This is a genomic window from Limnospira indica PCC 8005, assembly GCF_000973065.1.
GTDB lineage: Bacteria > Cyanobacteriota > Cyanobacteriia > Cyanobacteriales > Microcoleaceae > Limnospira > Limnospira fusiformis.
Map to the genome: position 1 here is coordinate 3,798,958 of NZ_FO818640.1, position 26,031 is coordinate 3,824,988.

Consider the following 26,031-nt stretch of genomic DNA (forward strand, 5'->3'; position numbering starts at 1 on the left):
GGGGAAGTGGAAAATCTCCGGTTTAACTAACCATTAGATTCACAACACTTTCCCAATCTTGTAGTGAATGATTGGCGCTTGTGTCCTAAGCGTGAAAGGACAACTAAAACATGACAATGGCTAATTTTCCTTGGCTGACGATTACAATTCTGTTTCCCATTGTGGCATCACTTTTTCTACCGTTTATCCCTGATAAAGAAGGGAAAACGGTGCGCTGGTATGCCCTAATCGTGGGATTGATTGACTTTTCAATTATTGTTTATGCCTTCTGTACTGGCTATGACTTGAATACCCCCGGTTTACAGTTGGTAGAACGTTATGACTGGCTGCCCGAAATCGGTTTGAGTTGGTCTGTGGGGGCTGATGGCTTATCTATGCCCCTAATTATCCTCACCGGATTTATCACCACCCTAGCGATTTTAGCCGCTTGGCCAGTGACTTTTAAGCCCAAACTTTTCTACTTCCTAATGTTGGCGATGTATGGCGGTCAGATTGCCGTTTTCGCTGTCCAGGATATGTTGTTATTCTTCCTGGTTTGGGAGTTGGAATTAGTTCCGGTTTACCTAATTCTTTCAATTTGGGGCGGTAAAAAGCGCCTGTATGCGGCTACTAAGTTTATTTTGTATACCGCAGGCGGTTCCCTGTTTATTTTGGTGGCAGCCCTGACTATGGCTTTCTATGGCGATGCTGTTACCTTTGATATGCAGGCGATCGCCATTAAGGACTTCCCCATTAAACTACAATTACTCCTGTATGGTGGCTTTCTGATTGCATACGGGGTCAAATTACCCATTTTTCCCCTTCACACCTGGCTACCTGATGCCCACGGAGAAGCTACCGCCCCCGCCCATATGTTACTAGCGGGTATCCTCCTAAAAATGGGCGGTTATGCCTTGCTACGCATGAATGTGGGAATGCTACCCGATGCCCATGCCACCTTCGCCCCCATTTTAGTGATTTTAGGCGTAGTTAACATCGTCTATGCCGCCTTCACTTCTTTCGCCCAACGCAACCTCAAGCGCAAAATTGCCTATTCCTCAATTTCTCACATGGGGTTTGTGTTAATTGGTATGGGCTCATTCACAGAAATAGGCCTCAGTGGTGCCATGTTGCAGATGATTTCCCATGGCTTAATTGGGGCTAGTTTATTCTTCCTGGTCGGCTGTACTTATGACCGCACCCATACCCTCATGTTAGATGAAATGGGGGGGGTTGGTTTAAAGATGAAGAAAGTTTTTGCCATGTGGACTACTTGTTCAATGGCATCTCTAGCCCTACCTGGAATGAGTGGATTTGTGGCTGAATTAATGGTGTTTATTGGTATTGCTACCAGTGACGCTTACAATGCCACCTTTAAAGTCTTAGTCGTCTTCCTCGCCGCCGTAGGTGTAATTATTACCCCAATTTATCTGCTGTCCATGCTGCGGGAAATTCTCTATGGCCCTGAAAATCAGGAACTCACCTCCCACGAAAAACTCGTAGATGCAGAACCCCGGGAGGTCTTCGTTATCGCCTGTTTATTAGTGCCGATAATTGGCATTGGGTTATATCCCAAAGTGGTAACACAAATGTATGATTCAACCACAACTCAACTCACCGCTTTAATGCGGCAGTCTGTCCCCACTTTGGTTAACAATAATCCCATTGCTACCAATACTCAAGAATTGGTTTCTCTAAATGCTCCCATTATCGGTAAGTCCCTGTCTGAGAATTAACCAATTTAACCAATTCAATACCTAATTAATCATTCCCCCCCCAACTGCTGGGGGGATTTTTTGATTTTACCTATTCTCGTCGGCTGCTGACCCACCAGGTCAATCACAATAATGAACCCGCCTTCACTAGCCAATGATTGACACAAGGGTTGCTTAGTATGTGGGGGGGTAAATTCACAAAAGACTTATGGCCGCTGGTCTGGTGAAAACCATATATGATATAATTGTATATAGTCTTGTCTTGTTGATACCAGGAAAGCTCATGAATCCATTTTCCCATCAGAACCCTAATTCTCATAAAAATCATCAATCCCCCAATGGATTAAGCAATATCCATCATCCCTCGGAATCAGAAATCGAAGACCTGCAATTTAATGAATATGATCCGCGAGTGGTTAAAAATCTCAAAAATTCCTTTCTGTTTCTAGTAGTTATTGGCTTAGTTTTAGGGTTGTTTATTGCGGCGGGGGTTGTCTATATCATGAATCGATTGGATATTAATGCTCAACCTAGTAATAACTCTAGCATCCCACCATTTGAAGAATTGTTATGAATTTTCTTTTCTGATTAATTATTCCGTATTATACCGCTGTTCGGCGATTTCTTTGACTTTTTTAGAAAATTGCGGATAGTTTTCTAAAACACTGTCAAAATCTTCTTTTAACAGCACAAAAAGCTCACAATAGCTGAGGGTTTTAACCGAAGCTGTGCGACGGGTAGAATAAAGTAGAGCAATTTCGCCAAAAAATGACCCGGCTGACATGATTCTATATACTTTTCCAGTTTTCTCGGAAAAGGCTTGCACTTCTCCCCGTTGGATAAAATACATTTCATGTCCTAACTGTTCCTCCCTAATTATATAGTCATTAGGTGGCAATATTCTCGGCTTTAGTTTAACCACTAAGGCTTCAATACAAGCCGGATCAGCATCTTTAAATAGGGGGACTTTTTCCAATAATTCCTGATACAAATACAGATAAATTTTGGTTTTTAAAGAATTGGGGATTTCATCAAGAAAATCCCGGTCAAATGATGTGTCTCGGTTGCATTCCCACAGATATTGATAGTAGTCCCTAACCTGCGCCTGTAAAAAAGCGGGAATTTGGCGATCGCGCATATAAGACTGAACTTGATCAAGTTGTTCTCTAAACCTAGCCTGACTAGCATCTAAACTACTGACCACAGAAGCCACATTACCAATAATAAACGCATACATAGACACCCCCAAAATCATTACAACTAAAGTAAATGCAATCTCTAAGTTACTGGTGGGGGTAATATCGCCATAACCGACAGTTGTTAAAGTAGTAATTGACCAATATAGAGATTTCATATATTGGGTAGCTATGGGGGCTGTATCTAAGTTAGAATTAATTAACCAAGAGTCTCCGTAAGCAATCATTGACTTACCAATCCAAAACCAGATACAGGCGACCCAATGATCAATCAGAAATATAATCAGCACTAACTCAGTCATACGCACTAGGGCTGGATTAATTTTAACATTAGTCTCCCATCGCCGAAAAATTCTAAAAAATTGCGACAGTCTCAACAGCCTCGGTATTCTGAGGATAGCCAATATCAATACTGATAATTGAGGAAAAAATAGCCTAGCCATTAAATCCAGGGGGAGACTAGCGGCTAGGTTCATTTTCAAATATGTAGCCCGGTAATTTTGAGCGATTTTTTGCAGGTCTGTAATACATTCTCCTTGGTCAATATATGCCATCCTAAATCTTAGGAAAATATCCATGATGAAAATTAAGTCTGCGGCTAAATCTATCCCTAACCATAAATGGGAAGTAGTGGTATCAAAAGCTATGCGAAATGGGATAACAACAAAATTGTATAGTATCACCAAAACTAATAAACATTCCCATAAAAAAACTTCTTTTGATTCTGGGTCAAAGATTTGCATTTATATCATCTCTCCTGATTGACTGTATCCGCGATTACCAAACATGGGATAATTTTAGAAATTTTCAGCTATGATTAGATCTAACCATGGCATAAATATGGTATCTGAGATAGACTGGGGAAGAAACTTGTGTTTTCAAAATTTCCGGTAATTTTAGCTAGATAGTTGTTACAATAACTGATCATCATAGTACTAGCCAATTAATCATGATTCAGACCACGATCGCACCATTTCACGAAACAATTAAATCCCCTTTAACCAAAAACTCGATTAGGGTTTTACAGATTAATCTAGGAAAACGCTGTAACCTCGCCTGTACTCATTGTCATGTAGAAGCTGGTCCGCGACGCACCGAAGAATTAACCCCAGAAATTTGTGAACAATTAATTGAGTTAATTCGGCGTTTTCCACAAATTGAAACGGTAGATTTAACTGGTGGTGCGCCCGAAATAAATTATGGTTTTAAGCCATTATTAGAAGTCGCGAAATCCCTCAATAAACAAGTAATTGTCCGTTCCAACTTAACTATTTATTTGGTTAAGGGATTTGAGGATATCCCCGCCTACTGTAGCCACCACCAAGTCAGGATTATAGCATCTTTACCCTGCTATTTGCAAGATAATGTCGATCGCATGAGAGGTTCAGGGGTCTATCAAGACTCGATCGCCGCCATTCAAAAACTCAACCAGCTAGGATATGGTCACGCGCCGGATCTGATTTTAGATCTAGTCTATAACCCAGCTTTACCCACCTCAGACAGCTTTTCCCTCCCCCCCCAACAGGAAAACCTACAACAAGCCTATAAGGTCTATCTGCGAGAGAAATTCGATATTGAGTTTAATCAACTTCTCACCATTACCAACCTTCCCATAGGTCGCACTAAGTTATTTTTACAGCGTCAAAAACTCCACGATAAATACTTAGATTTTTTGGCGGATAACTATAATCCTGATACCGTGGAAAATCTCATGTGTCGGAATGAATTATCAATTGATTATCTGGGAAATGTCTACGACTGTGATTTTAACCAGATGGAAAATCGACCCGCCAGAACCCCTGATGGTCAAAATATCACAGTTCAAACACTTCTGGAAGCTGACAGTTTAGATATCATTCAAACCGTCCACACTGAAGCCTATTGCTATGGTTGTACTGCGGGCTGCGGTTCTAGTTGTGGAGGTGCTTTAACATAATGATTTGGGGGCTAGTTTAGGCTCATACCCTTGACTATCGCCTACCATAAAGCCGGGAATATGTCAAGTAAAATCAATGATAATTCCTGGCTAATTAGCGGATAAGTTATAAGGTGAGTTTGGCAAAAATGTTGGCAATTCAAGATATATTAAGAAATGCGATCGAGTGGATAGACAGCTTAGGCGGCTGGGGGGCGGGAGTATTTATGCTCCTGTATATTGTGGCAACTGTTGCCTTTTTACCTGGTTCGATATTAACCCTAGGTGCGGGTTTTGTCTTCGGGGTAATTTGGGGTTCTGTTTATGTATCGATCGCCTCAACTTTGGGGGCAATTTGTGCTTTTTTAATCGGGCGATATTTAGCTAGGGGTTGGGTATCGGCAAAAATCGCAGGTCAAGCCCAATTCCAAGCGATCGATAATGCAGTAGGGAAGGAAGGCTGGAAAATCGTAGGACTCCTGCGCCTGTCGCCCATCTTTCCGTTTAACCTGCTAAATTATAGTTTGGGCTTAACCAAAGTTTCCCTAAAAGATTATTTTCTGGCTTCCTGGATAGGTATGATGCCAGGAACAGTCATGTATGTGTATATTGGATCTATTGCGGGTAGTTTAGCCACCCTGGGAACTGAGCGATCGCGCACAACAGGGGAGTGGATACTCTATGGCGTGGGACTTGTAGCCACCGTAGCCGTCACGGTCTATGTCACCCAAATCGCCCGCCGTGCGTTAAATGAGAAAATCGCCGGTCCTGAACGATCCTAAAACCTTCCCAATCGAGAAAAATTAGTTATAATGGTGGCAGCTTTGCCCAAAATCAGGTCGCAGTCATGCCACGTCAGGATACAATTTTTGAGCGCTATTTAGCGCCCATGTTCAAATTATTGGTAGACCGAGAAGCGATCGATAACTTGGACAAAAGTATCGATTGGGAATCAGTGTGCGATCGCCTTACTGACCCCAACCTCGTCTATCCCCAATATTACCAAACCCAAGACTTTCACGGTATCGAGGGAGGATACCTGAATAAAAGCGCCGCCCTCACCTACGACCCCATTACCCAATACGCCATTCCCCCCAATGAAACCTGGGTCCGCCAAGAAGCTATTGATACCATTACCGTTAAACCTAGACGCATATTAGACCTAGGGTGCGGCACAGGTTCAACTACCCTACTATTAAAACAAACCTTTCCTAATGCCGAAGTGATCGGCTTAGACTTATCTCCCTATATGTTGGCGGTGGCGGAAACTAAAGCCAAACAAGCCGGCTTAGATATCAAATTCTATCATGGTTTAGCAGAAGAAAGCGATCGCTTTGAATCTCAATCTTTTGACTTAGTTTCCGCTTCCCTGCTTTTCCATGAAACCCCCCCAGAAATAGCCATAGCCATAGCGCGGGAGGCTTTCCGACTTCTGAAAGCCGGGGGAGAAGTAATGATTCTTGACGGTCATCAGAAAATCTTACGCCAAAACCCCTGGCTAACCGAAATTTTTGAGGAACCCTATCTCAAAGATTATGCCACCGGAAGCGTTGATGCAACTCTTGGGGCGGCGGGTTTTGCGAAAGTGCGATCGGAGGATATATGGTGGATAAATCAAGTTACCGTAGGTCTCAAACCGATTATTAACCATTCCCCCAACATCAATTCACAATGGGAACAACAGCCCAATCAGAACCCATTTCCTGCCCCAGCCTAAGATAATTAATACTTTGGTAGGGGCGGGTTCTGCTGTCAATCTCAATTCCCACAGATAACACTGGTAAACCCGCCCCAACCCACCCCATATCCATCAATAATTGGTTATCATGTAGGGGCGGGTTCTGCTGTCAATCTCAATTCCCACAGATAACACTGGTAAACCCGCCCCAACCCACCCCATATCCATCAATAATTGGTTATCATGTAGGGGCGGGTTCTGCTGTCAATCTCAATTCCCACAGATAACACTGGTAAATCCGCCCCAACCCACCCCATATCCATCAATAATTGGTTATCATGTAGGGGCGGGTTCTGCTGTCAATCTCAATTCCCACAGATAACACTGGTAAATCCGCCCCAACCCACCCCATATCCATCAATAATTGGTTATCATGTAGGGGCGGGTTCTGCTGTCAATCTCAATTCCCACAGATAAAACTGGTAAACCCGCCCCCAACCCACCCCATATCCATCAATAATTGGTTATCATGTAGGGGCGGGTTCTGCTGTCAATCTCAATTCCCACAGATAATTATTAATTAATAATTATTAATTAATAATTTCCATAGATAACATTTGTCCATTATCCATTAACTGGGTATGAGTTTAAAGGCTGTTATTTTTGATTTTAATGGTGTAATTATCAATGATGAATCGATTCATGAACAGTTAATCGAGGAATTATTGGTCGCTGAAAATCTGCGGGTGAAACCAGATAAAATTCGTGAAGTTTGCTTAGGAAGAAGCGATCGCGCCTGTTTACAGGATTTACTCTCATTATACGGCAGAGTCGTAACTTCTGAGGAGCTAGAAAACCTGATCGCGCGGAAAGCACAAGCCTATCAACAGCGGTTAAATGCTATGTCAGACCTACCTCTATATGATGGGTTGCGGGAACTAATTACACGCATTCAGACGGCGAATTTGAAAATCGCCCTAGTTACCGGCGCTATTAGAGAGGAAGTTGAGTTAGTTTTGACTCGCGCGGGGTTGATTGATTATTTTTCCATCATTGTCGCTGGGGATGATATTACCACCAGCAAGCCGGAACCTGATGGCTATTTATTGGCGCTACAAAGGCTAAATTCTGCTGATGAGACCTTGAATTTGCAGCCGGAAGAGTGTTTAGCTATTGAGGATACTTTTGCTGGTATTGAGGCGGCGAAACGCGCGGGTATTCCTGTCGTGGGGGTAGCCCATACTTATCCTTTCCATATGCTACAGCGTCGCGCTGATTGGTGTGTGGACTATCTCCAGGACTTGGAGTTAGAGAGGATTTTGGGAATCTCTGGAGAAGTTGCACTATCGGAACCCGATTGATGTTATAATGGGCGGTTGTGTCCTATCTCTCTCTATACTTGGGGAATTAGCTCAGTTGGTAGAGTGCTGCGATCGCACCGCAGAGGTCAGGGGTTCGACCCCCCTATTCTCCATATCGCTTAAAAGCCTATTCTGGCTACGATAACCGGGAAACACTCAACCCGATAGTCGTACCGTTACACTCAAAATGCACTCCATTCAGTCTTAGCACACGGGACAATTAGTGCATATCCCTTAGCAATAAATCTTAATCATTGACGGGTTAATCAATAAGCACAACTTAATCAATATGTCAAATACCCATATCACCCCCATAACCGGACGCTGATAGGGTAGTTCCCTTGTGATACCCGTCAATGGCAAGTTTATCGGTTCGTTCCTCACCATTGACTGCTATCACATCGGTCACTCCCCAAGAGTGCTTGTCCCGGTTATGGGGGGAGGGTATGATTCAAAGCCAACACGATCGCCTATCCGGTTATCTATGGGTCCAATTGATAATCTCCGGTGAGGGAAACTAAAAGTGCGATCGCAAAACCTGAACTATCATCTACCGGAACCAACCCGATACCCCCCAAACAACTTTTCAACTGGAGGCAATTACCGGGATGGGAATCGATACCCACATAATTCTCAGCAAGTCTCCAATCTTTGATGGTAATCATCACGTCCAACAGTCACTACCAACATAATCGCCTTACCCAAAAATCTTAGTCGTAGGTTGTAGGTAAAGCGATCGGTTAGGGGTAATATCCGTTATGGGTAATATCTGGACATGATAGGGTGAGCATTCATATAAACCCGTAATTAGACTGTTGCAGTTAGACTGTTAGCATTTAAGCTAATGAAAAAATTGACATTTAATTAGACTGTTGCCGTTAGACTGTTAGCCCAAAATACATAGACACCCCCTACAGTCAGAAACCATAGGGGGTCATTAAGTTATTGAGTTAGCTGTTAGGCTGTTAGGGTTTACGCCAACCATCATCGTCAATATCATCTCTGTTGATTGAGTTAGGTGGTAAACGCGTATCATGGTCATATATTTTGGGGCAGATTATACTATCTAACGAATATTTAAAAAAATCAAATAATATGTCTAAATTTTTATTGTCTTAATCTAGCTTAGACTCCATGATTTTATTACCTATAAATAAAGAAATTACCAAATAAAAAATAACAATTATCAATAATGCCACCTCTAGTATAATTAGATTCATTGTATTAATCTCCAAAAATAAATGGTCAACCACTTAATCCTCTCTAAGGGGTCAAATACTGCGTCAAAATTGCTATATGGCGGCTCGGCAATGATTTGATATTGATTAAGCCAAATAATATATTGTTTAACCATCATATTCTGTTGGGCATCATTGTATGCGTAAAATTTTAACCATCCCGCGATTTTCCAATCTACAGGAATTTGGTCCGCCTCAAATAATATCCTCACAAATTGGCTACCTGATATATCTGGAAATTTCTGACTACCATGTTTTGAATCATCCTCTTTGATGAAATATTGGTGATAAACTCAAAACCAATGAGTCTCAGATATATCATAGTTGTTAGGCATTATCTAATCTGTTTGATTACATGATCGTTAGCTGTATCGCACCATAAATCACCAACCCTTAAACCTGTAGGGCTTGTCGGTAAATTACTGAAATTAATTCTATGCCCTCTTATATTTCCATTAACATCTAATCTTGTTTGTGCTACTGTGGTTCCGATACCGACGACGTCAGCAATACTGACGGCGCCAAAGTCATCGATGCGTATGGGTTCGGAGCCAGCGGTTCAAAATGATATTGAGCCTAATCCATTTAGTCTAACAATTGGGTAGATGTACAAGTTGGGCAGGTAGGCATGGAAATTGAACCCGAGTCGGTTTTTACACCTCTATCATTAATATTAGGCACTACCCCCGGTAATTGCCTCCAGTTGAAAAGTTGTTGAGGGGTATCGGGTTGGTTCCGGTAGATGATAGTTTAGATTTGGCGATCGCACTTTTAATATCAGCCAGATGATAGCCCATAGTTTCCCCTCACCGGAGATTATGAATCAGACCCATAGATAACCGGATAGGCGATCGCCATACTTTCATAATCTGATACTGAAAGGCGGTCTGATATCTTTGTACGTTGATTCCCTAGCGGGTTCCCCCCCACCTACGGCTATCGTGTTGGCTTTGAAACATACCCTCCCCCCATAACCGGGAAAAGCACTCTTGGGGAAGTGACCGACGTGATAGCAGTCAATGGTGACGAACGAACCGATAGGCTTGCCATTGACAGGTATCACAAGGGAACTACCCTATCAGCGTCGGGTTTAGGGAGTGATATGGGTATTTGACAGATTGATTAAGTTGTGCTTGTTGACTGAGTAATCATCCTATTGACAGAATTATTTTCCTGTGCTAGGACTAGATTGTGAGTAATATCTGAGTAATTAGGTGCGACTATCGGGTTAAGTGAATCCCGGTTATCGCTGCTAGGATAAGGATTTCCCGAAAATGGGCGATACTGGACTTGAACCAGTGACATCCTGCTTGTAAGGCAGGCGCTCTACCACTGAGCTAATCGCCCTTTTGCATTCGATGTTTTCTATTGTAGCAGCAATCGCTAAAATAGGGAAGCTATTTTTGAAAAAAATTTTTGCGCTATGCCTTCTGGCAAAACCCACGATCGCATAACACTCTGGAGCTTGCCACTGGTGGCGGCTTTGACGTTTGGACAAACTCGCAGCAGCCATCTAACTCTCCTAGTATCTGGCAGTTTTCTATTTAGTGGCCTGATATTTGGGCCAGATTTAGATCTAAACTCACGACAGTTTCAACGTTGGGGGTGGTTCCGTTGGCTATGGGTTCCCTATCAAAACAGTTTACATCATCGCTCGTTTCTGTCCCACGGGCCTTTTATTGGGACGGCTTTACGGGTTCTGTACTTGTTCACCTGGCTAGGCGGTTTTGGTCTGATTATGACTATGGCGATCGAGTTTCTGTTTCCGGTAGAGTGGACGCTATCGAGTTTAGCAGGGGAACTATGGCAATTTCTGTTAAATCACCCTATGGAATGGATCGCTATCTTCTGCGGTTTAGAAGTCGGTGCTATGAGCCACTATCTATCTGATTGGGGGTCATCTATTTATAAACGTCTTCAAAGCCAAGGGGTATATGGACTGATACCACCATCGGCTCTAGTCAAAAAACCGAAAAATAGCACCTCGCGGCGGTCTCGTTCCAATTCGTCGTCAACTTCCCCTAAAAAAAAAGCAGTCGTCGTTCTAGCAATTCCTCGACTGTGGGAAACTCCCGCAAACAATAGCATATATCCTAACTGTTGGGAGCAATAATGGGCATATATACTGTAGCCTTTTATCAGTGAGTCAAATTTGTATAATCCGACCCTATTAATCAATATGTCTGAATCTAGTCATAATCAACGGGAAAACGACACCCTAAATGCCTTGCAAGAACTAATTGATGTGGTGGCTAAATTACGATCGCCTGATGGTGGGTGTCCTTGGGATTTGGCTCAAACTCCCCAAAGTTTAACCCCTTATATTCTGGAAGAAGCCTATGAGGTAGTTGATGCGATCGCTACGGGAGACCCAAAAGCGATCGCTGATGAATTAGGAGATTTATTGTTGCAAGTAGTTCTCCAGGCTCAAATTGCCAGCGAATCTCAGCAATTTTCCCTAGCTGATGTGGCGGCTGGTATTACGGAAAAACTCATCCGCAGACATCCCCACGTTTTCGCAGATGTGAAGGTTGATAGCGTCGAAGAAGTACACGAAAACTGGGAAGCTATTAAGGATAAAGAAGCGGAAAATCATCAAGATTCCCAGTCTTTGAGTGCTAAATTAAACCGTTATTCCCGACAACTTCCGCCTCTCATAGCAGCTATGAAATTATCTAAAAAAACCGCTGCTGTTGGCTTTGAGTGGGATAATATTGAGGGGGTTTGGGATAAGTTTCATGAGGAATTGGCGGAATTTGAAGAAGCCTTACACCACGAAGATAAGGCACAACAACAAGCGGAATTGGGAGATATTTTATTCGTGTTAGTCAATTTAGCTCGTTGGTATGATATCGACCCTCATGAAGCACTACGGGAGACTAATCATAAGTTTATTCGCCGATTTTCTATGGTAGAGGCAGCCTGCGATCGCCCTTTAGCAGACTACACCCTAGCGGAATTAGATGTCTTATGGGATAGGGCTAAAGCTATCATTAAGGAACAGGGGAATTAATCGGTTCATAAAAGGCGATCGCACATCCTCCGTAGACTTTTTGGCGGACGATCGCTAAACCGGAAACCTCTACCATTTCTCGTTTTGGGTCATGTTCAGCAATTAACTCTCCTCCGGCGGCGAGTAGGGAATATTTGGCGATCGCTTCTAGGACAGGTTCATATAAATTGGCTGTATATGGTGGGTCAAAATAAATGCGATCGAACTCCTCGGCGGCTAAGGATTTTAGCCGTTTAACTACATCTCCCCGTAGGACGCGAAACTGTTGTTCTGGTGTAGCCACTTGCTGCCAATTTTGCTTAATAATTTGACAAGCTGGTCCCGACTGTTCGATCGCCACTGCCATCGCCGCCCCACGACATAGGGCCTCTGCCCCCATTGACCCACTACCAGCACAAAGATCCAGCCAACGACATCCAGTAATGTCCTGCCAAATATTAAACACGGCTTCCCTGACCCGTGAGGGAGTAGGTCGGGTATTTTGTCCGGGGAGGGTTTTTAGTTGGCGATTACCATAAATTCTCAAGGCCATCTGTGAACACTATCCCATCGAAGTAATTACCTTCTGAGAAGAGTTCACCAACTGCACAAAATTAGATAATAATTGCAGTCCGGCGACTGAGGATTTTTCGGGGTGGAATTGTACCGCCATCACATTTTGGTAAGCGATCGCAGCAGTGACGGTTTGGCTTCCGTGGGTGATAGTGGCGGCGGTAATTGTCGCATCAGCCGGATCGACATAATAGGAATGCACAAAATACACCCAGGGATTATCTCCTAAATTTTCCCAAAGACTGACTGATGGTTGAGTAAATGTTAGTTGATTCCAACCCATGTGAGGAATAGTCAGTCCGGGTTCGGATTTAAACCGTCGCACTTTACCGGGAAAAATTCCTAACCCGGGTTCTTCCCCTTCTTCCCCGGACTCGAACAAAATTTGCAACCCTAAACAAATCCCCAAAAATGGCACACCGTCCGCAATTACCTGTTTAATGGGTTCAATGAGATTACGCGATCGCAGATGTTGTACCGCCGGGTCAAAAGCCCCTACTCCTGGTAAAAGCACACCATCAGCCGCACTGATCACCTTTGGATCATCGGTAATTTCTGGGGTTCCTCCTGCATTTTCCAAGCCTTTACAGACGGAGTGCAGATTACCCATATCATAGTCAATTACTGCGATTCTCGCCATCTCTATCCCTCAAGCCACCATTTGATATTATCTCATATTTACGGACAATTTGGGAACATTTTAGAGTTGATGATGATTTCAATCATTAATTGATGGCTCAGTTGGCGGTTGGCTGTTGACTGTTCAAATCCAAGATTAAGGCTTGATTATAGGCATCAGTGGCTTCTGCATAGCGGTTTAAACCCTCTAAAGCTAATCCCCTTTGATGCCACACTTCTCGGTCTTTGGGGTCGGCATTTAGGGCTTTATTTAGGGCTATTAATGCCTGTTCATAAAGGCCCAAATGATTTAAGGCTATCCCCGTGTCTAACCAGCCATTTAGTTGATTGGGGTCAATGGCGATCGCCTTTTGCGCCGCCTCTAATGCTTGTTGATATTCCCCTAAATTACGCAAGGCTACACTTTTTTCTATCCAAGACCAATAGGCGTGGGGATTAATTGCTAAAGCGCGATCGCTTGCTTGTATAGCATCCCGATAACGACCCAAACCTCGCAACACCCAAGCGCGACTTTCCCAGGCCAAATGGGAGTTAGAATTGATTACTAAGGCGCGATCGCAACTCCCCAGGGCTTCCGGCATTCTGTCTAAAATACGCAACACCCGACAACGATAAAGGTGGGCATCAAAATAGTGAGGATTTTTGGCAAGGGCTTGATTATAGGCACTTAGAGCCTGTTCATAATCACCTTTATGGCGCGATATTTCTCCCTGATTAAACAATTCAGTAGGTGTGTAGTTAGATATAGCGGCTTTCTGCCATCTTTCGGTAGCCCGTTGATAATTGCGGGCGATCATGGTATTCTGAGGGTTGATACTGAGGGCGCGACTGTAGGATTGTAGCGCTTCCTGGTGGCGTGATAATCTCTCTAAAGCATAACCTCGATTATTCCATACCCACTCGGAATTATCATCAATTTCCATAGCGCGATCGCAGGCGTTTAAAGCATCCTGAAACTCCTGTAAGTTATTCAAAGACCAGCAGCGACCATTCCAACTATGGACATAATTAGGATGAATCGCAATAGACTTATTATAAGATTCTAAGGCTTCCCGATATCGCCCTAATTTATTTAAGATGTTGCCTCGTTGATGCCAACTCTGATATGACTGAGAGTTAATAGCGATCGCCGCCTCGCAACTTTTTAGGGCTTGATCATACTGTTCTAAATGATATAATGCTGAACAGCGACCCTCTAGGGCTTGCAGATAATTGGGGTTAATATCCAAAGCCAGATTATAGGCGGCTAAGGCTTGATCATATTGTTGTAAATCCAAAAAATTCTGACCTTGACGGCGTAATTTTACCGCCTCTGACCAGGGCGCACTAACTCTTAAACCATCTGATGGTCGGCTAAATTTTGCTTCTTGAGAATTGCTAAAATCTCGCGCCTCTTGCATAGCCATATTGCCCACTAGCACCATAAAAAATAGCGCCCCAATGGGTTTGAGTTGAGAGATAACTACGTCCCGGGAAGTGGTCGTCCTAGTCAAAGCGGATAAGGCTTGGGAGGCATTCTTAAACCGTCTTTTTGTGCTAGGTTCTACCAGCCTTTCTAACCATGCCAAAAAACGGCGATCGCCACCTTTTACCAGTTGTCTAAATTGGAAACAATAGTTATCATCAATAAGCTGACCAATATGGGCGGGATGAGTCCCTGTTAGCAGACAAATTAGGGTAGCCCCCAAACTGTAGAGGTCTGAAGATTCTGTTAACGGTCGGTTAAATAGTTCCTCCGGTGGCATAAACCCCGGTGTCCCAGCGGCGATACTACTGGTGGCGGTATCTTTTCCACCTACTTTAGCAAAGCCAAAATCGACTAGATAAGCATTCAGGCGATCGTCTACTAAAATATTAGCCGGCTTAATATCACGGTGAATAATCGGGGGATTATGCTGTTGTAAATATACCAGAATTCCTAATATAGAAATGGCAATTTGCCTAATCTGTTCTGGCGTGAAGCGTTGACCAGACTCTAGGGATGGTGCCTTTTTGTACTCCTGCACCAAACAGAAGCCAGCCGGAGTCTCAAAAGATGTCAGATAGCGTGGTATTCGGGGATGTCTAATCTGTTGTAACATCTCAATTTCCCGTTCATGGGCTTTTAGCCCCGCCCAACTCGCCCCTGTAAACGCAAAGCGAAATTCTTTGATTGTCACCTGTTGATTAGTTCTGGCATGGGTTGCCAGGTAGGTTATCCGCCCCCCTTCTGGGTTACATCCCAATTGCCTAATGGTGTGATAACCTTGATTTTGGAAGTCTGGAAGGTTGCTCATGGGTATGAATGGGTACAATACACCCCATTATATCACCGACTATCCCGATTATACCGGAAATTTACCAGAATGTCAAATATATTGTAATTTTTAGGTTTATTGATTGAGTAATTGCTGAAACTGGGAATATAAATTTTTCGCCAAGGCTTTAGGATTCCATAAAGGGGCTAAATTCTCAGATTTTTTCGATGCCATTAACTGTTGGCGAATTGATTGTCTAAGTTCAGGTTCAATACCCAAACGGATACCCCAATTTTGATACTCTTCCCAGGAGTCGGCTATTCCCATTTCCACACCCACGCCCTTTAAGAAAGAATAACCCATGCGGGATAAAAATTGTGAGCCACGGCGAGTGACTAGGGGAGTATTAAACCAGAGGGCTTCCAAGCTATGAGTACCACCATTGTAGGGGTAGGAATCTAATAGCACATCTGCCAACATATAGATTTTGCGGTGTTCTTCTTCGGTAGCAAATCGACTTATTTGCTTAATGCGATGTTGACCGACACCGATCGCCTTACAAGCCGCCGCATAGGTCTCACGAATTATCTGGGTATCTCCTAATGCTTTGTGAACTAAAATACTGTCGGGAACTTGTTTAAGGATATTGACCTGGGCTTTCACCAAATCAGGGTTAAATTTACGTCCTGGTGCTACACACAAATAAACCACCTGGTCGCGACTAATACGGTAGGCTTGTCTGAGGGTATTTGGATCTGCTGATACTCTCTGAAAGCCAGAGACTGCCATAAATGTCTGAGGCATCCTAATTAACTTTTCGGTATAATAAGATTCTCGTCCGGGGGGATGGGTATAATGGTCGCCAATAAAATAGTTGTCGGAGGCAATTTGAGGGCTATCAAAACCTAGCCAAGATATACAAAAGCGGGCAGGTTTTTGGGCTAAAACTTCGGTATTAATTTGGACGCTGAGAGAGTCTAAGTCTAGGAGAATATCGATTTGGTCTTGGCGAATAGCGTTCACAATTTCTTGGGGGTTTGGGAGTCCCTGGGGGAAGTTTTGGGGGGCAAAAACTTTGTGGGCAACTTGTTCAAATACTGGAGTTTGGTTATCTCGGATAGGTCGATCGCTCCAATATAGATAAATTTCTGTATTGAGGGCTGCTAATTCTTTAATGACATCGGCACTACACCAGCCGACGGAATGACGACAAAAGTTTTTAGAAAGAATCCCAATTTTAACGGTTTTGGGGCTGGGGATATTGCCAAATCCTTTAGTAGTTTGAATACGGGGGGGGGTGGAAGTAGGAGATATCAGGCTAACATAGCGATCGCTAATTAATCGTTGTAGTTTATAATTCTTTTCCAAATCATCCCGCAGATAGGGCAGGGCGAATAATAGGTTGGCATAAAGGGATTTAATCTCTACTGGTTTGGTGTGAGCCAGTAAACCGGGCAGTTGTGATTCTAGCTGCCAAAATCTTTGTAAAGCCACGGCATTTAAACCGGAAACCTGATAGATACTAACGGCATAAATGGCGGTCATAATCGGGTCGATACTGCTACAATTTTTCAGGTAGCGATCTACGGCATTGCGGGCGGCGGCGAGGTCGGAGGAGTCCCGATATATGCCACAGATATTTTGGTGGGCGGCGACAAAATTGGGTTTTAATTCGATCGCCTTTTGTAAGAAGGGAATCGCCTCTTTATGCTGGCCCTGATGTCTATGAACTATACCGAGTTGACAGTAGGCTTCTGCCAAATTCGGGTCAGCGACAATAGCCTGTTTCCACAGGGCGATCGCCTCTTCTAGTTTCCCCTGATTGAAAAGTTGATTTCCCTGATTATAAAGATGAACTGAACCCCCAGTTAAGGAATGAATTTGATTAGCTTTTTGTTCAACAATTAAGGCTTCCGACTCTCGCCCCATTTGTCGCAAAGCACGGGCGAGGTTAACATAAACTGCGGTTAAATCTGGCTTGAGGGCGATCGCTTTTTGATAACTGTCGATCGCCGATTCCAATTTTCCTTGTTTATAGAACATACTACCCAAGTTAGCATGGGCTTGGGGTAAATTCGGGTCAAATTCTAAAGCCTTGGCATAGCATCGGATCGCCTCTTCAATTTGACCCCGACCCTGAGACACATTACCCATAGTCACATAAACCGGAGGCCAGTTAGGTTTCAATTCTAACGCCCTTTGACAGGCGGCGATCGCCTGATCATACTCTCCCTGAAGATAAGAAGTCTCAGCCTGGTGTAATAATACTTCAGGACTCTGGTTAGATGGGGAGTTAGAAACAGGAGGTAACTGGGAAGACATTTGTAGGATCTCGTTGGATGGTTAAAATTGCGTCAAAATGGGTTCAGTCAATTCTGAGATACCCTAATTTTTCTATCATAACCTGTTATGACCGACAACTGTACAGAGAGGATCTTGATCAGTGACTCATATTTATCCTTGATCCCGATAGAGGCTATCGACTCTTGTATACACAAAAAGAGCAAATTGAGACTACAATAGTATTATATGAACCTTTAACTGCGATCGACTCAGCCAGTCTGAAATACGAAGGAGGTGTTATTACGGATAAGCCAACAGTTAACAATGAATCTAACAATGAATCATTAATAGATAAAGCCAACGCTGAAGGCAATAATGCCGTTTGTCAAGCAGCATTAGTCAGCCTAGTATGGGGATTAGCCCGATTAAATCGAGATGGCAATTTCGAGAAATATGAGGAAAGCAAATCGAAAATGCACGTCAATATTGATCCTCTCAAAGAATCTGAAAGCTATCTCAAAATCAACGAAGGAGGGATCTAGCCAGGCTACACCCCTCCTTTTGACGTTCAGATAATTAAGCAGGTTCCTAACGTCTGGCATTCATTAAATTAGTATTGAATAAATTGGCATCATCCAAATTAGCGCCTGCTAAGTCTGATGCAGTCAAATCAGCCCCACTTAGATTAGTTCCTGTTAAATCAGTATCCCGCAAATTAACACCAATGATATCAAAGCCATATAGGCTGCCTTCTTGAAGACGCACCAAACCCAAACTAACTACAGACTGACGAACATTTTGAAGATTCGCCCCAGTTAAATCAGCACTTTCCAAATTCGCACCAACTAGATTTGCGCCTCTCAGGTTCGCCTCAGTCAGGTCAGCAATCACCATCCCCGCTAGGGTTAGATTAGCATTCCTCAAGTTAGTACGGGTTAAGTCAGCGCCGTGGAGTTTAGCTGCAATCAGGGTAGTATCTGCTAGGTTGGCATCAACCAGGATAGCCCGGTTGAAGTTAGCCTCGTTCAAATTAGCACCCGCGAGGTTAGCGCCAGTTAGATCAGCCCTTCTTAGGTTAGCACCATTAAGGTCTAATCCTTGTAACTGTGCCCCGGTCAGGTCACATCCCTCACAGCTTTTAGTCTCCAGCAACTGCTTCAGGTGGGCGGGGTTTTCTGCACGAACTGCAGTAGTGATACCAATGGTAATAATTAATGTTGCGGCCGCGTAAGTTAATAATTTCATCCCACACCCTCCTCGACTCTCGATACTATATACTATGACTCATTTTGAGCCAAAAAGAAATGAGTAAAATCTCACCGTAAGCTGATCGATATCACAGTCAGGAGCTAAAATAGATGCTGCGATCGCATTTTTTCTCTAAACGACAACAGCCCTAACCACCTCAGCTAGGCGGTTAGCGCTATCAACCACGGCCAAAGACCCAGCCGCCTCAGCCATCCGATTTAGTTCTGTAGAGTCACCCAATAGATACAAAACTTTACCTTGAAGTTGTTCTGGTGTCAAGTCCTGCTGTTGAATTAATACCGCCGCCCCTTGTTGAGCAAAAACCTTGGCGTTAAAAGTTTGGTGGTTTTCGGCGGCGTAGGGATAGGGAATCAGAATAGCGGGGGTTTTAGTAATCGCCAATTCGGTTAAAGTCCCCGCCCCGGCGCGACTAACTGCGAAATTAGCGCGTTTCAGCAGAGGAGCTATATGATCATAAAAAGGCATAGCAATATAGTGGGGATGCTGGAGGCTGTGTGCATCGGGGTCGAGATTTCCGGTGAGGTGAACTATCCAAATACCTGCTTCTAACCAAGCTGGTGCAGCAGCCCTGACTAAGCGATTGACAGCGACAGCGCCCTGAGAACCTCCTAAAACTACGACCAGTGGCGCATGGTCAGGAATAGGGAATTCCAAGGGTTCTGACTCGTTGGTAAAGTCGGCGCGTACAGGAGTACCCACGACGGTAGTTTGTGCCTTGGGAAGATATCTAGCAGCCACGGCGAAGCCGATCGCCACCTGGGTACAGCGAGGGGCTAACCAGCGGGTGACTTTACCGGGAAGGGCGTTAGACTCATGGAGAATTATGGGTAAACGGAGGGAACGAGCTGCTAAAATGGCGGGGGCGGCAATATAACCGCCTGTAGTGAATACGCCTTGAAAATTACCCTGTTTGAGGAGGTGGCGGGCTTTGAGGATAGCGGTAGCTAGACGAGTCCCGGTCATGAGAGTTCCTAAGCCGGGTTTTCCCTGAAATCCACCCACGGCGATAGTATGGATCGGATACTTTTGCGGAACTAACTGGGTTTCCAGGCGGTCTGGAACCCCTAGCCATTCGATGTGATAATCACTTAAACTGTCGGCGGTGGCGATCGCCGGAAATAGATGCCCTCCAGTACCACTGGCTGCAACTAATAATCGCGTGGGTGTCTCGGTCAAGGCTGCTTTTCCTTTCGATATTCAATAATTTCGCTACAATCAAAACACATCGAGCCATCATGAGGGGGCATTCCTAACGGAAATCCCTAACTGCTGATCACTTTACAACCAAGACGCACACCTGACAACTATACTTATGACCCGCTTTGTGATTTTTCCGCTGCGCTACCCGGCTTTTTCCCCAGTTTTATCAGCCATTCTGACAATTGCTCTCTGGTGCGGTTTAGGCTGGGGGAGCGATCGCGCTTGGGCTGAGGAACCAGCCACCGCCCCACCGGAACTGAAAATGCTGTTAGAAAATATTGAGACTGAAGCTAATCGCCAAAATCTGGAAGCGTTGATGAGGTTTTATGCTCCCGATTTTCAAAATACTGATGGTTTAAATCATGATACTTTAAAACGGGGGTTAAGGCATTTTTGGGAACAATACTACTCTCTTAATTATCGCACGACTTTGCAGGATTGGGAACGAGATGGAAATGCGATTATTGCGACAACGGTTACGGAAATTGAAGGGGTGAAACGCTTTCCCGATCGCGATGTAATTTTGCGATCGACGATTACTTCCCAACAGCGCATTGAGAATGATATGATTGTGGCTCAAGAAATTTTAGCCGAACGCAATCAGTTAACTTCTGGTGAGGCTCCCCCAACTGTTACATTGAATATTCCTCAACAGGTGACCACTGGTCGAGAATTCAGCCTTGATGCTATAGTCGAAGAACCCCTAGGTTCGGAATTGTTGATTGGAGGGGCGATCGTCCAACCTGTTAATACTAATGCTTACTTTGAGCCTACGCCTGTATCTATTCAGTTTTTAACTTCTGGTGGTATTTTCAAAATTGGTCAAGCGCCCACATCACCTGAGGATAGCTGGGTTTCTACTATTCTTATGCGTCGTGATGGTATTACTTCCATTACCCAGCGCATGAGAGTTGTCGATTAAATCGATATGATAGGGGCGACCAATTTTTCGCCCCTACTGGGTAAGTTAGATCCTGTAGGGGCGGGTTCTCCGAGTTCCTCACCTCCCCACAGGAAGACTGATCAACCCGCCCTCTCCAAACCGGGTATTTGCTCACCTCCCCACAGGAAGACTGATCAACCCGCCCTCTCCAAACCGGGTATTTGCTCACCTCCCCACAGGAAGATTGATCAACCCGCCCTCTCCAAACCGGGTATTTGCTCACCTCCCCACAGGAAGACTGATCAACCCGCCCTCTCCAAACCGGGTATTTGCTCACCTCCCCACAGGAAGATTGATCAACCCGCCCTCTCCAAACCGGGTATTTGCTCACCTCCCCACAGTGAAGATTGATCAACCCGCCTTTTGACCTGTAGGGGCGGGTTCTCCGAGTTCCTCACCTCCCCACAGGAAGACTGATCAACCCGCCCTCTCCAAACCGGGTATTTGCTCACCTCCCCACAGAAAGATTGATCAACCCGCCCTCTCCAAACCGGGTATTTGCTCACCTCCCCACAGAAAGATTGATCAACCCGCCCTCTCCAAACCGGGTATTTGCTCACCTCCCCACAGAAAGATTGATCAACCCGCCCTCTCCAAACCGGGTATTTGCTCACCTCCCCACAGAAAGATTGATCAACCCGCCCTCTCCAAACCGGGTATTTGCTCACCTCCCCACAGAAAGATTGATCAACCCGCCCTCTCCAAACCGGGTATTTGCTCACCTCCCCACAGAAAGATTGATCAACCCGCCCTCTCCAAACCGGGTATTTGCTCACCTCCCCACAGAAAGATTGATCAACCCGCCCTCTCCAAACCGGGTATTTGCTCACCTCCCCACAGAAAGATTGATCAACCCGCCTTTTGAGGAGAAGATTAGTAAAAAGTTCCGGTTTTGCGATAGTGAACTGCTGTTACACCTTCATTATTTAACAGTTTGCCGTTTTGGACTTGAGCATAAATAACCCAGTGGTCGCCGCATTCCATGCGGTTTTTTACCTCACATTCCAAATAAGCCAAAGCATCATTTAAAATCAGACATCCGTTAGAGGCTTCTGTGGTTGATAAGGATGCAAATCTATCCTCACCGGGAGCAAACTTTTTCATAAAGTGTTTACGCAGTTGTTTACCTTCGTCCAAAATGTTTAAAACAAAGCGATCGCCTATGTGAGTCATGGATTCCATAGCGCGATCGCGAGCCACAGCCACAGTCAATCCTGGGGGGGTAAAAGTAGCTTGAGATACCCACGAAGCCAACATCCCACTTACCACATCTCCACGGCGACAGGAGACCACGCACAGGGAACCCACCAAACGACCTACAGCCTGAGCGGTTCGGTCAGCACTAGCAGACTGGGAAGTAGATTTGAGAGCGCGGCGTTTTTGGTCACGTCGCAACATTTGGGCGAAATCAATAGCAGTTTCCTCGCAGGTTTGTAGGGTGATATCTGTGGGTTTAAACTTGACCCTAATTGGTTCAAAGCCGAATTTATAGCCAGCATCTTTTAACTTATCCGCGATTAAATCTACCGCCTCTCCACTCCAACCAAAGGAACCAAAAACCCCGGCTAATTTATTAGTTGATGCGGTATTTAGAATAATTCCCAAAGCGGTTTGTATTTGGGTGGGAGCATGACCGCCGAGGGTAGGGGAACCGATAATAAATCCATCGCATTTTTCAACGGATGTTTGAATTTCGGTAGATTTAGCGTGTTCACAATTAATCAATTCTACCGCTACTCCCGACCTAGTTAATCCTCTGGCGATCGCATTAGCAATAGAGGCGGTATTCCCGTAAGCAGAAGCATATAGCAGCGCCACATTCAAATCCTGAGATTTTTGTTTTTCACTCCATTGTCGATATAAATTAGTTAATTCATTCATCCCATAGCGAACTAAGGGACCGTGACCCGTGGCATAAAATTCAATGGGTGATAACTCAGCAATTTTATCTAAGATTGACAGAATTTTTTTGGGTTGTGCCGCATGGAGACAGTCATAATAAAACCGGCGGTCTTCGTTGTAGACTGACCAGCCTTCATCAAAGACTTGATCACCGCAGACATGAGCGCCAAAAAACTTATCTGTAAACAGGATTTTAGTACAGGGGTCATAGGTCAATAGACCATCAGGCCATCGGGGAGTTGGTGCGGTGATTAATTGCAGTTCATGTCCGCGACCCAGGTTTAATTTTTCCTCACTTTTAACTGTTAAAATATTTAAGGTTAATTCTGGGAAAGATTCCCGCAGCGCCAAGGTAGCGGGGTTAGAACACACCCAAGTAATTTGGGGAGCCTTTTCTAACAAGGCTTTAATTGTCGCCCCTCGGTTAGCGTTAAAATGCCCTAAAATCACATATTTTAGGTTGTTAAAATCTAAGCGGTCTTCCAGGGATTTCAGATAGTTGGCGGTAAAAGATTCTCCGGGAGGGTCGATAATCGCCACTTGGTCAGCTTCGATGAGATAACTATTAGCTGTAGTCCCCCGTTGTAGGGAATATTCTACCTCAAACTTGAGTCTATCCCAAGTGCGCGATCGCAAAACTTTTGTATCATTCCCAATCAAGAAAACTTGAACATCACGAGCTTTTGAATTATACATTTTTTTAAAGTAATGTGGTGAACATAGCAACTCAGAAAAGGCGGGTGATTTAGCCATATTTAGATATGAATCAACCCGCCATCAGGGAATTTTTTAGTAGTGATTTCCCACCTTGCGATGATGAACGGCTGGTAAAGCATCAGGGTTACTAACGCGACCGCCATCAATAGTGGCATAAACAATCCAATGATCGGTTAATTCCATGCGACTAGCGACCTGACATTCCAGATAAGCCAGAGCATCATTTAAAATCGGACTGCCATTATTAGCGGCTTGAGTTTTCACACCTTCAAAACGGTCGGCACCAGGGGGAAAACGCTTGAGAAAATGCTTCATTAAGGCTTGATAATTGTTCTCCTCCAACACATTGAGAACAAAGGTATCACCCACCTGCATTAGGGCTTCGATCGCCCTATCTTTAGCGACCGCAATAGTTAACCCCAGAGGTTCAAAACTCGCCTGAGACACCCAGGAAGCCAACATAGCGCTACTCACTTCCCCTTTAGTGGCGGTGATAATATATAACCCGCCACTAATGCGACCCAAGGCTTTATCAACATCGCTATCTAGGGATTTCATCTGCTTAATAGCCTTATCCCGACTGAGTAACTGTCCCATATCGGTTCCGGCTTCATCACAGAGTTTATAGGTGTTTTCGGTGGGGGTTTCTGTAATCCGAATTGAGGGAAAAGCGGGTTTAAGTCCGGCGGCTTTAAACTTGACTTCCAGGGGGTAAACAGACAAATCATTACCGCTACCAGATTCGTACAAACCAAAGGTTTGCTTTTTGTTGGTAGATGCTAAAATGGTGCTGATGGCTTCCTCGGCTTCCTGGGCGAGTTCGGCATCTTGACCAGATACGGGAGGCATTCCGATGACTAATCCGGTAGCCATACTAGCTAACTCGCGGATTTCCTGGTTATCAGCCGATCGCAGATCCATCATTTCGACAGCGACACCAGTTCTAGTAATTCCGTGGGCGATCGCTTGAGAAAGGCGATCGCTATAACCGAAATCGGAATAGTAAAATACCGCCGCCGTGGTTTCGGCTTTGGACTGTTCCTGACTCCATTTTTGATAGCGATCGGTCAATTCCTGAACGTTATGGCGCAGTAGGGGGCCGTGTCCGGTGGCGATCGTGGTAATATTTCCGAGTTGTTTCATACGCTTAATGGCGCTGAGAACAGACCGGGCGTTGGGAGCCATCAAACATTCATAGTAGAATCGATAATCAGCCTCAATGTCAGCCAGGTTTGAGTCGTAGGTGAGATCGGAACAGTAGTGCATTCCGAAAGCGTCGCAGGTAAAGAGAGTTTCGGTTTGGCGATCGTAGGTGAAAATAGTATCAGGCCAGTGCAGGTTAGGCGCGGAAACGAATTCCAGCACATGACCGTTACCGAGGTCTAATGTATCACCGTTTTTAACTTGTTGAGACTTAAAGGGTTGATGAACTAGGTTTTCTAAAAATTGAATGGCAACTTTTGCGCCGACGACGGTAATTTGGGGCGCAAGTTGCAGAATATCGGCGACTAAACCGCTGTGGTCGGGTTCTGTATGGCTAATAATCAGATAATCAATGGCGGCGGGGTCGATTAATCCTTGGAGAGTGTCTAGGTATAGTTGCCGAAATTTGGCGTGGGATGTATCTACTAAGGCGGTTTGGTCGCCACGAATGATAAATGAGTTATAGGTTGTACCGTTTTGCAGACCAAATTCGATATCAAAGCGATCGCGGTCCCAATCAAGCGATCGAATGGTGGTGGTGTCTGTAGTAACTTCTGCTACCTCAACGGTCAACCGACCTGCTTTAACCCGGTCAGTGAGGGCTACCATGTATGACCTCCCAAAATTTAGCTATCTAATAATGTGCAAGTTTACAGATATTCTGACACGGATACCGAATCTGTGGGGGTTTGAAAAATCTATCAATGGGTTAAGACCCACAAAACTCAACACCCAACTCTCCCGGCTTTTCTGATGATGGTTAAATTTGGGAAAAACTGGGGCTCAATTCCCACCAGAGAAGGTCGCCAAAGTGCGATCGCACCTGAGATGATGGTATAGGTGAATATGCTCAAGAAATCTTAACGCCGATGAAATTAACCTAAGTATCGCCAATGGGGGGGTAATCAAATAATTATCACCAATGGGAAATCGCCCCCATGAATTACGATTAACAATAGATGGCGATGACGGAATTGTTATAATCAAACCG

21 protein-coding genes and 2 tRNA genes are annotated in these 26,031 nt (G+C 44.5%); 11 read left to right on the forward strand and 12 right to left on the reverse strand.

The window, feature by feature from the left end:
• Positions 1–116: 116 nt before the first annotated feature.
• Positions 117–1,715 (forward strand): NAD(P)H-quinone oxidoreductase subunit 4, encoded by a 1,599-nt coding sequence (locus XZ46_RS16565; RefSeq protein WP_006624785.1) that lies wholly within the window; start codon positions 117–119, stop codon positions 1,713–1,715.
• Positions 1,716–1,977: 262 nt separating this feature from the next.
• On the forward strand, positions 1,978–2,268 hold the full coding sequence (locus XZ46_RS16570) for a hypothetical protein (RefSeq protein ID WP_008049677.1): 291 nt from the start codon (positions 1,978–1,980) through the stop codon (positions 2,266–2,268).
• 18 nt (positions 2,269–2,286) lie between these two features.
• On the opposite strand, the gene XZ46_RS16575 is transcribed toward XZ46_RS16570, so the two are convergent.
• On the reverse strand, positions 2,287–3,633 hold the full coding sequence (locus tag XZ46_RS16575; RefSeq protein ID WP_006624782.1) for an ion transporter: 1,347 nt from the start codon (positions 3,631–3,633) through the stop codon (positions 2,287–2,289).
• Positions 3,634–3,839: 206 nt separating this feature from the next.
• Between XZ46_RS16575 and arsS the strand changes: the two genes are divergently transcribed.
• The 5 genes from arsS (at position 3,840) to XZ46_RS16600 (ending at position 7,957) form a co-directional block, all read left to right on the forward strand.
• Entirely contained in the window at positions 3,840–4,826 is a 987-nt protein-coding gene (gene arsS / locus XZ46_RS16580; RefSeq protein ID WP_006624781.1) for an arsenosugar biosynthesis radical SAM (seleno)protein ArsS, read from the forward strand.
• A 128-nt stretch (positions 4,827–4,954) separates the two neighbouring features.
• Positions 4,955–5,587 (forward strand): TVP38/TMEM64 family protein, encoded by a 633-nt coding sequence (locus XZ46_RS16585; protein WP_006669992.1) that lies wholly within the window; start codon positions 4,955–4,957, stop codon positions 5,585–5,587.
• A gap of 65 nt (positions 5,588–5,652) precedes the next feature.
• Positions 5,653–6,522 carry a class I SAM-dependent methyltransferase gene (locus XZ46_RS16590; protein ID WP_008049678.1) on the forward strand — a complete coding sequence of 290 codons (870 nt, stop codon included), beginning with the start codon at positions 5,653–5,655 and terminating at the stop codon, positions 6,520–6,522.
• 602 nt (positions 6,523–7,124) lie between these two features.
• Positions 7,125–7,844 (forward strand): HAD family hydrolase, encoded by a 720-nt coding sequence (locus tag XZ46_RS16595; RefSeq protein ID WP_006624778.1) that lies wholly within the window; start codon positions 7,125–7,127, stop codon positions 7,842–7,844.
• Positions 7,845–7,884: 40 nt separating this feature from the next.
• A tRNA-Ala gene (locus XZ46_RS16600) sits at positions 7,885–7,957 on the forward strand.
• Between the two features lie 369 nt (positions 7,958–8,326).
• On the opposite strand, the gene XZ46_RS16605 is transcribed toward XZ46_RS16600, so the two are convergent.
• The 3 genes from XZ46_RS16605 to XZ46_RS16615 all read right to left on the reverse strand — a co-directional run bounded on the left by XZ46_RS16605 (position 8,327) and on the right by XZ46_RS16615 (position 10,429).
• Positions 8,327–8,509 carry a hypothetical protein gene (locus XZ46_RS16605; RefSeq protein WP_006669990.1) on the reverse strand — a complete coding sequence of 61 codons (183 nt, stop codon included), beginning with the start codon at positions 8,507–8,509 and terminating at the stop codon, positions 8,327–8,329.
• Positions 8,510–9,060: 551 nt separating this feature from the next.
• Positions 9,061–9,294 (reverse strand): hypothetical protein, encoded by a 234-nt coding sequence (locus tag XZ46_RS16610; protein WP_006624774.1) that lies wholly within the window; start codon positions 9,292–9,294, stop codon positions 9,061–9,063.
• 1,063 nt (positions 9,295–10,357) lie between these two features.
• Positions 10,358–10,429: transfer RNA gene (locus XZ46_RS16615), tRNA-Val, on the reverse strand.
• A 76-nt stretch (positions 10,430–10,505) separates the two neighbouring features.
• On the opposite strand from XZ46_RS16615, the gene XZ46_RS16620 reads away from it, so the two are divergent.
• Positions 10,506–11,195 (forward strand): metal-binding protein, encoded by a 690-nt coding sequence (locus XZ46_RS16620; RefSeq protein ID WP_008049687.1) that lies wholly within the window; start codon positions 10,506–10,508, stop codon positions 11,193–11,195.
• 66 nt (positions 11,196–11,261) lie between these two features.
• Complete coding sequence (gene mazG, locus XZ46_RS16625; protein ID WP_008049690.1) at positions 11,262–12,095, forward strand: nucleoside triphosphate pyrophosphohydrolase; 834 nt, start codon at positions 11,262–11,264, stop codon at positions 12,093–12,095.
• Here the strand turns inward: mazG and rsmD are convergent.
• The 4 genes from rsmD to XZ46_RS16645 all read right to left on the reverse strand — a co-directional run bounded on the left by rsmD (position 12,076) and on the right by XZ46_RS16645 (position 17,845).
• Positions 12,076–12,627, reverse strand: coding sequence for a 16S rRNA (guanine(966)-N(2))-methyltransferase RsmD (gene rsmD, locus XZ46_RS16630; RefSeq protein ID WP_006624771.1), 552 nt, complete (start codon positions 12,625–12,627; stop codon positions 12,076–12,078). The genes mazG and rsmD overlap by 20 nt on opposite strands.
• A 9-nt stretch (positions 12,628–12,636) precedes the next feature.
• Positions 12,637–13,287 carry an imidazole glycerol phosphate synthase subunit HisH gene (gene hisH / locus XZ46_RS16635; protein WP_008049693.1) on the reverse strand — a complete coding sequence of 217 codons (651 nt, stop codon included), beginning with the start codon at positions 13,285–13,287 and terminating at the stop codon, positions 12,637–12,639.
• A 97-nt stretch (positions 13,288–13,384) separates the two neighbouring features.
• Positions 13,385–15,562: a serine/threonine-protein kinase gene (locus XZ46_RS16640; RefSeq protein WP_048895142.1), complete on the reverse strand. Its 2,178-nt coding sequence runs from the start codon at positions 15,560–15,562 to the stop codon at positions 13,385–13,387.
• Positions 15,563–15,658: 96 nt separating this feature from the next.
• Positions 15,659–17,845 (reverse strand): O-linked N-acetylglucosamine transferase, SPINDLY family protein, encoded by a 2,187-nt coding sequence (locus XZ46_RS16645; protein ID WP_008049697.1) that lies wholly within the window; start codon positions 17,843–17,845, stop codon positions 15,659–15,661.
• A 164-nt stretch (positions 17,846–18,009) separates the two neighbouring features.
• Between XZ46_RS16645 and XZ46_RS16650 the strand changes: the two genes are divergently transcribed.
• The gene (locus XZ46_RS16650) at positions 18,010–18,348 is read left to right on the forward strand and encodes a hypothetical protein (RefSeq protein ID WP_008049699.1); all 339 of its coding nucleotides are present in this window, start codon (positions 18,010–18,012) and stop codon (positions 18,346–18,348) included.
• A gap of 46 nt (positions 18,349–18,394) precedes the next feature.
• Here XZ46_RS16650 and XZ46_RS16655 read toward each other — a convergent pair whose 3' ends face one another.
• Positions 18,395–19,051, reverse strand: coding sequence for a pentapeptide repeat-containing protein (locus tag XZ46_RS16655; RefSeq protein WP_006624766.1), 657 nt, complete (start codon positions 19,049–19,051; stop codon positions 18,395–18,397).
• A 135-nt stretch (positions 19,052–19,186) separates the two neighbouring features.
• Positions 19,187–20,251 carry an undecaprenyldiphospho-muramoylpentapeptide beta-N-acetylglucosaminyltransferase gene (gene murG / locus XZ46_RS16660; protein ID WP_008049702.1) on the reverse strand — a complete coding sequence of 355 codons (1,065 nt, stop codon included), beginning with the start codon at positions 20,249–20,251 and terminating at the stop codon, positions 19,187–19,189.
• Between the two features lie 136 nt (positions 20,252–20,387).
• On the opposite strand from murG, the gene XZ46_RS16665 reads away from it, so the two are divergent.
• Positions 20,388–21,197 carry a nuclear transport factor 2 family protein gene (locus XZ46_RS16665; protein ID WP_006669986.1) on the forward strand — a complete coding sequence of 270 codons (810 nt, stop codon included), beginning with the start codon at positions 20,388–20,390 and terminating at the stop codon, positions 21,195–21,197.
• An 894-nt stretch (positions 21,198–22,091) separates the two neighbouring features.
• On the opposite strand, the gene XZ46_RS16675 is transcribed toward XZ46_RS16665, so the two are convergent.
• Both XZ46_RS16675 and XZ46_RS16680 read right to left on the reverse strand, forming a co-directional pair.
• Positions 22,092–23,816: a diflavin flavoprotein gene (locus XZ46_RS16675; protein ID WP_008049706.1), complete on the reverse strand. Its 1,725-nt coding sequence runs from the start codon at positions 23,814–23,816 to the stop codon at positions 22,092–22,094.
• 93 nt (positions 23,817–23,909) lie between these two features.
• Positions 23,910–25,649, reverse strand: a complete 1,740-nt coding sequence (locus XZ46_RS16680) for a diflavin flavoprotein (RefSeq protein WP_008049709.1) — start codon at positions 25,647–25,649, stop codon at positions 23,910–23,912.
• Positions 25,650–26,031 lie beyond the last annotated feature (382 nt).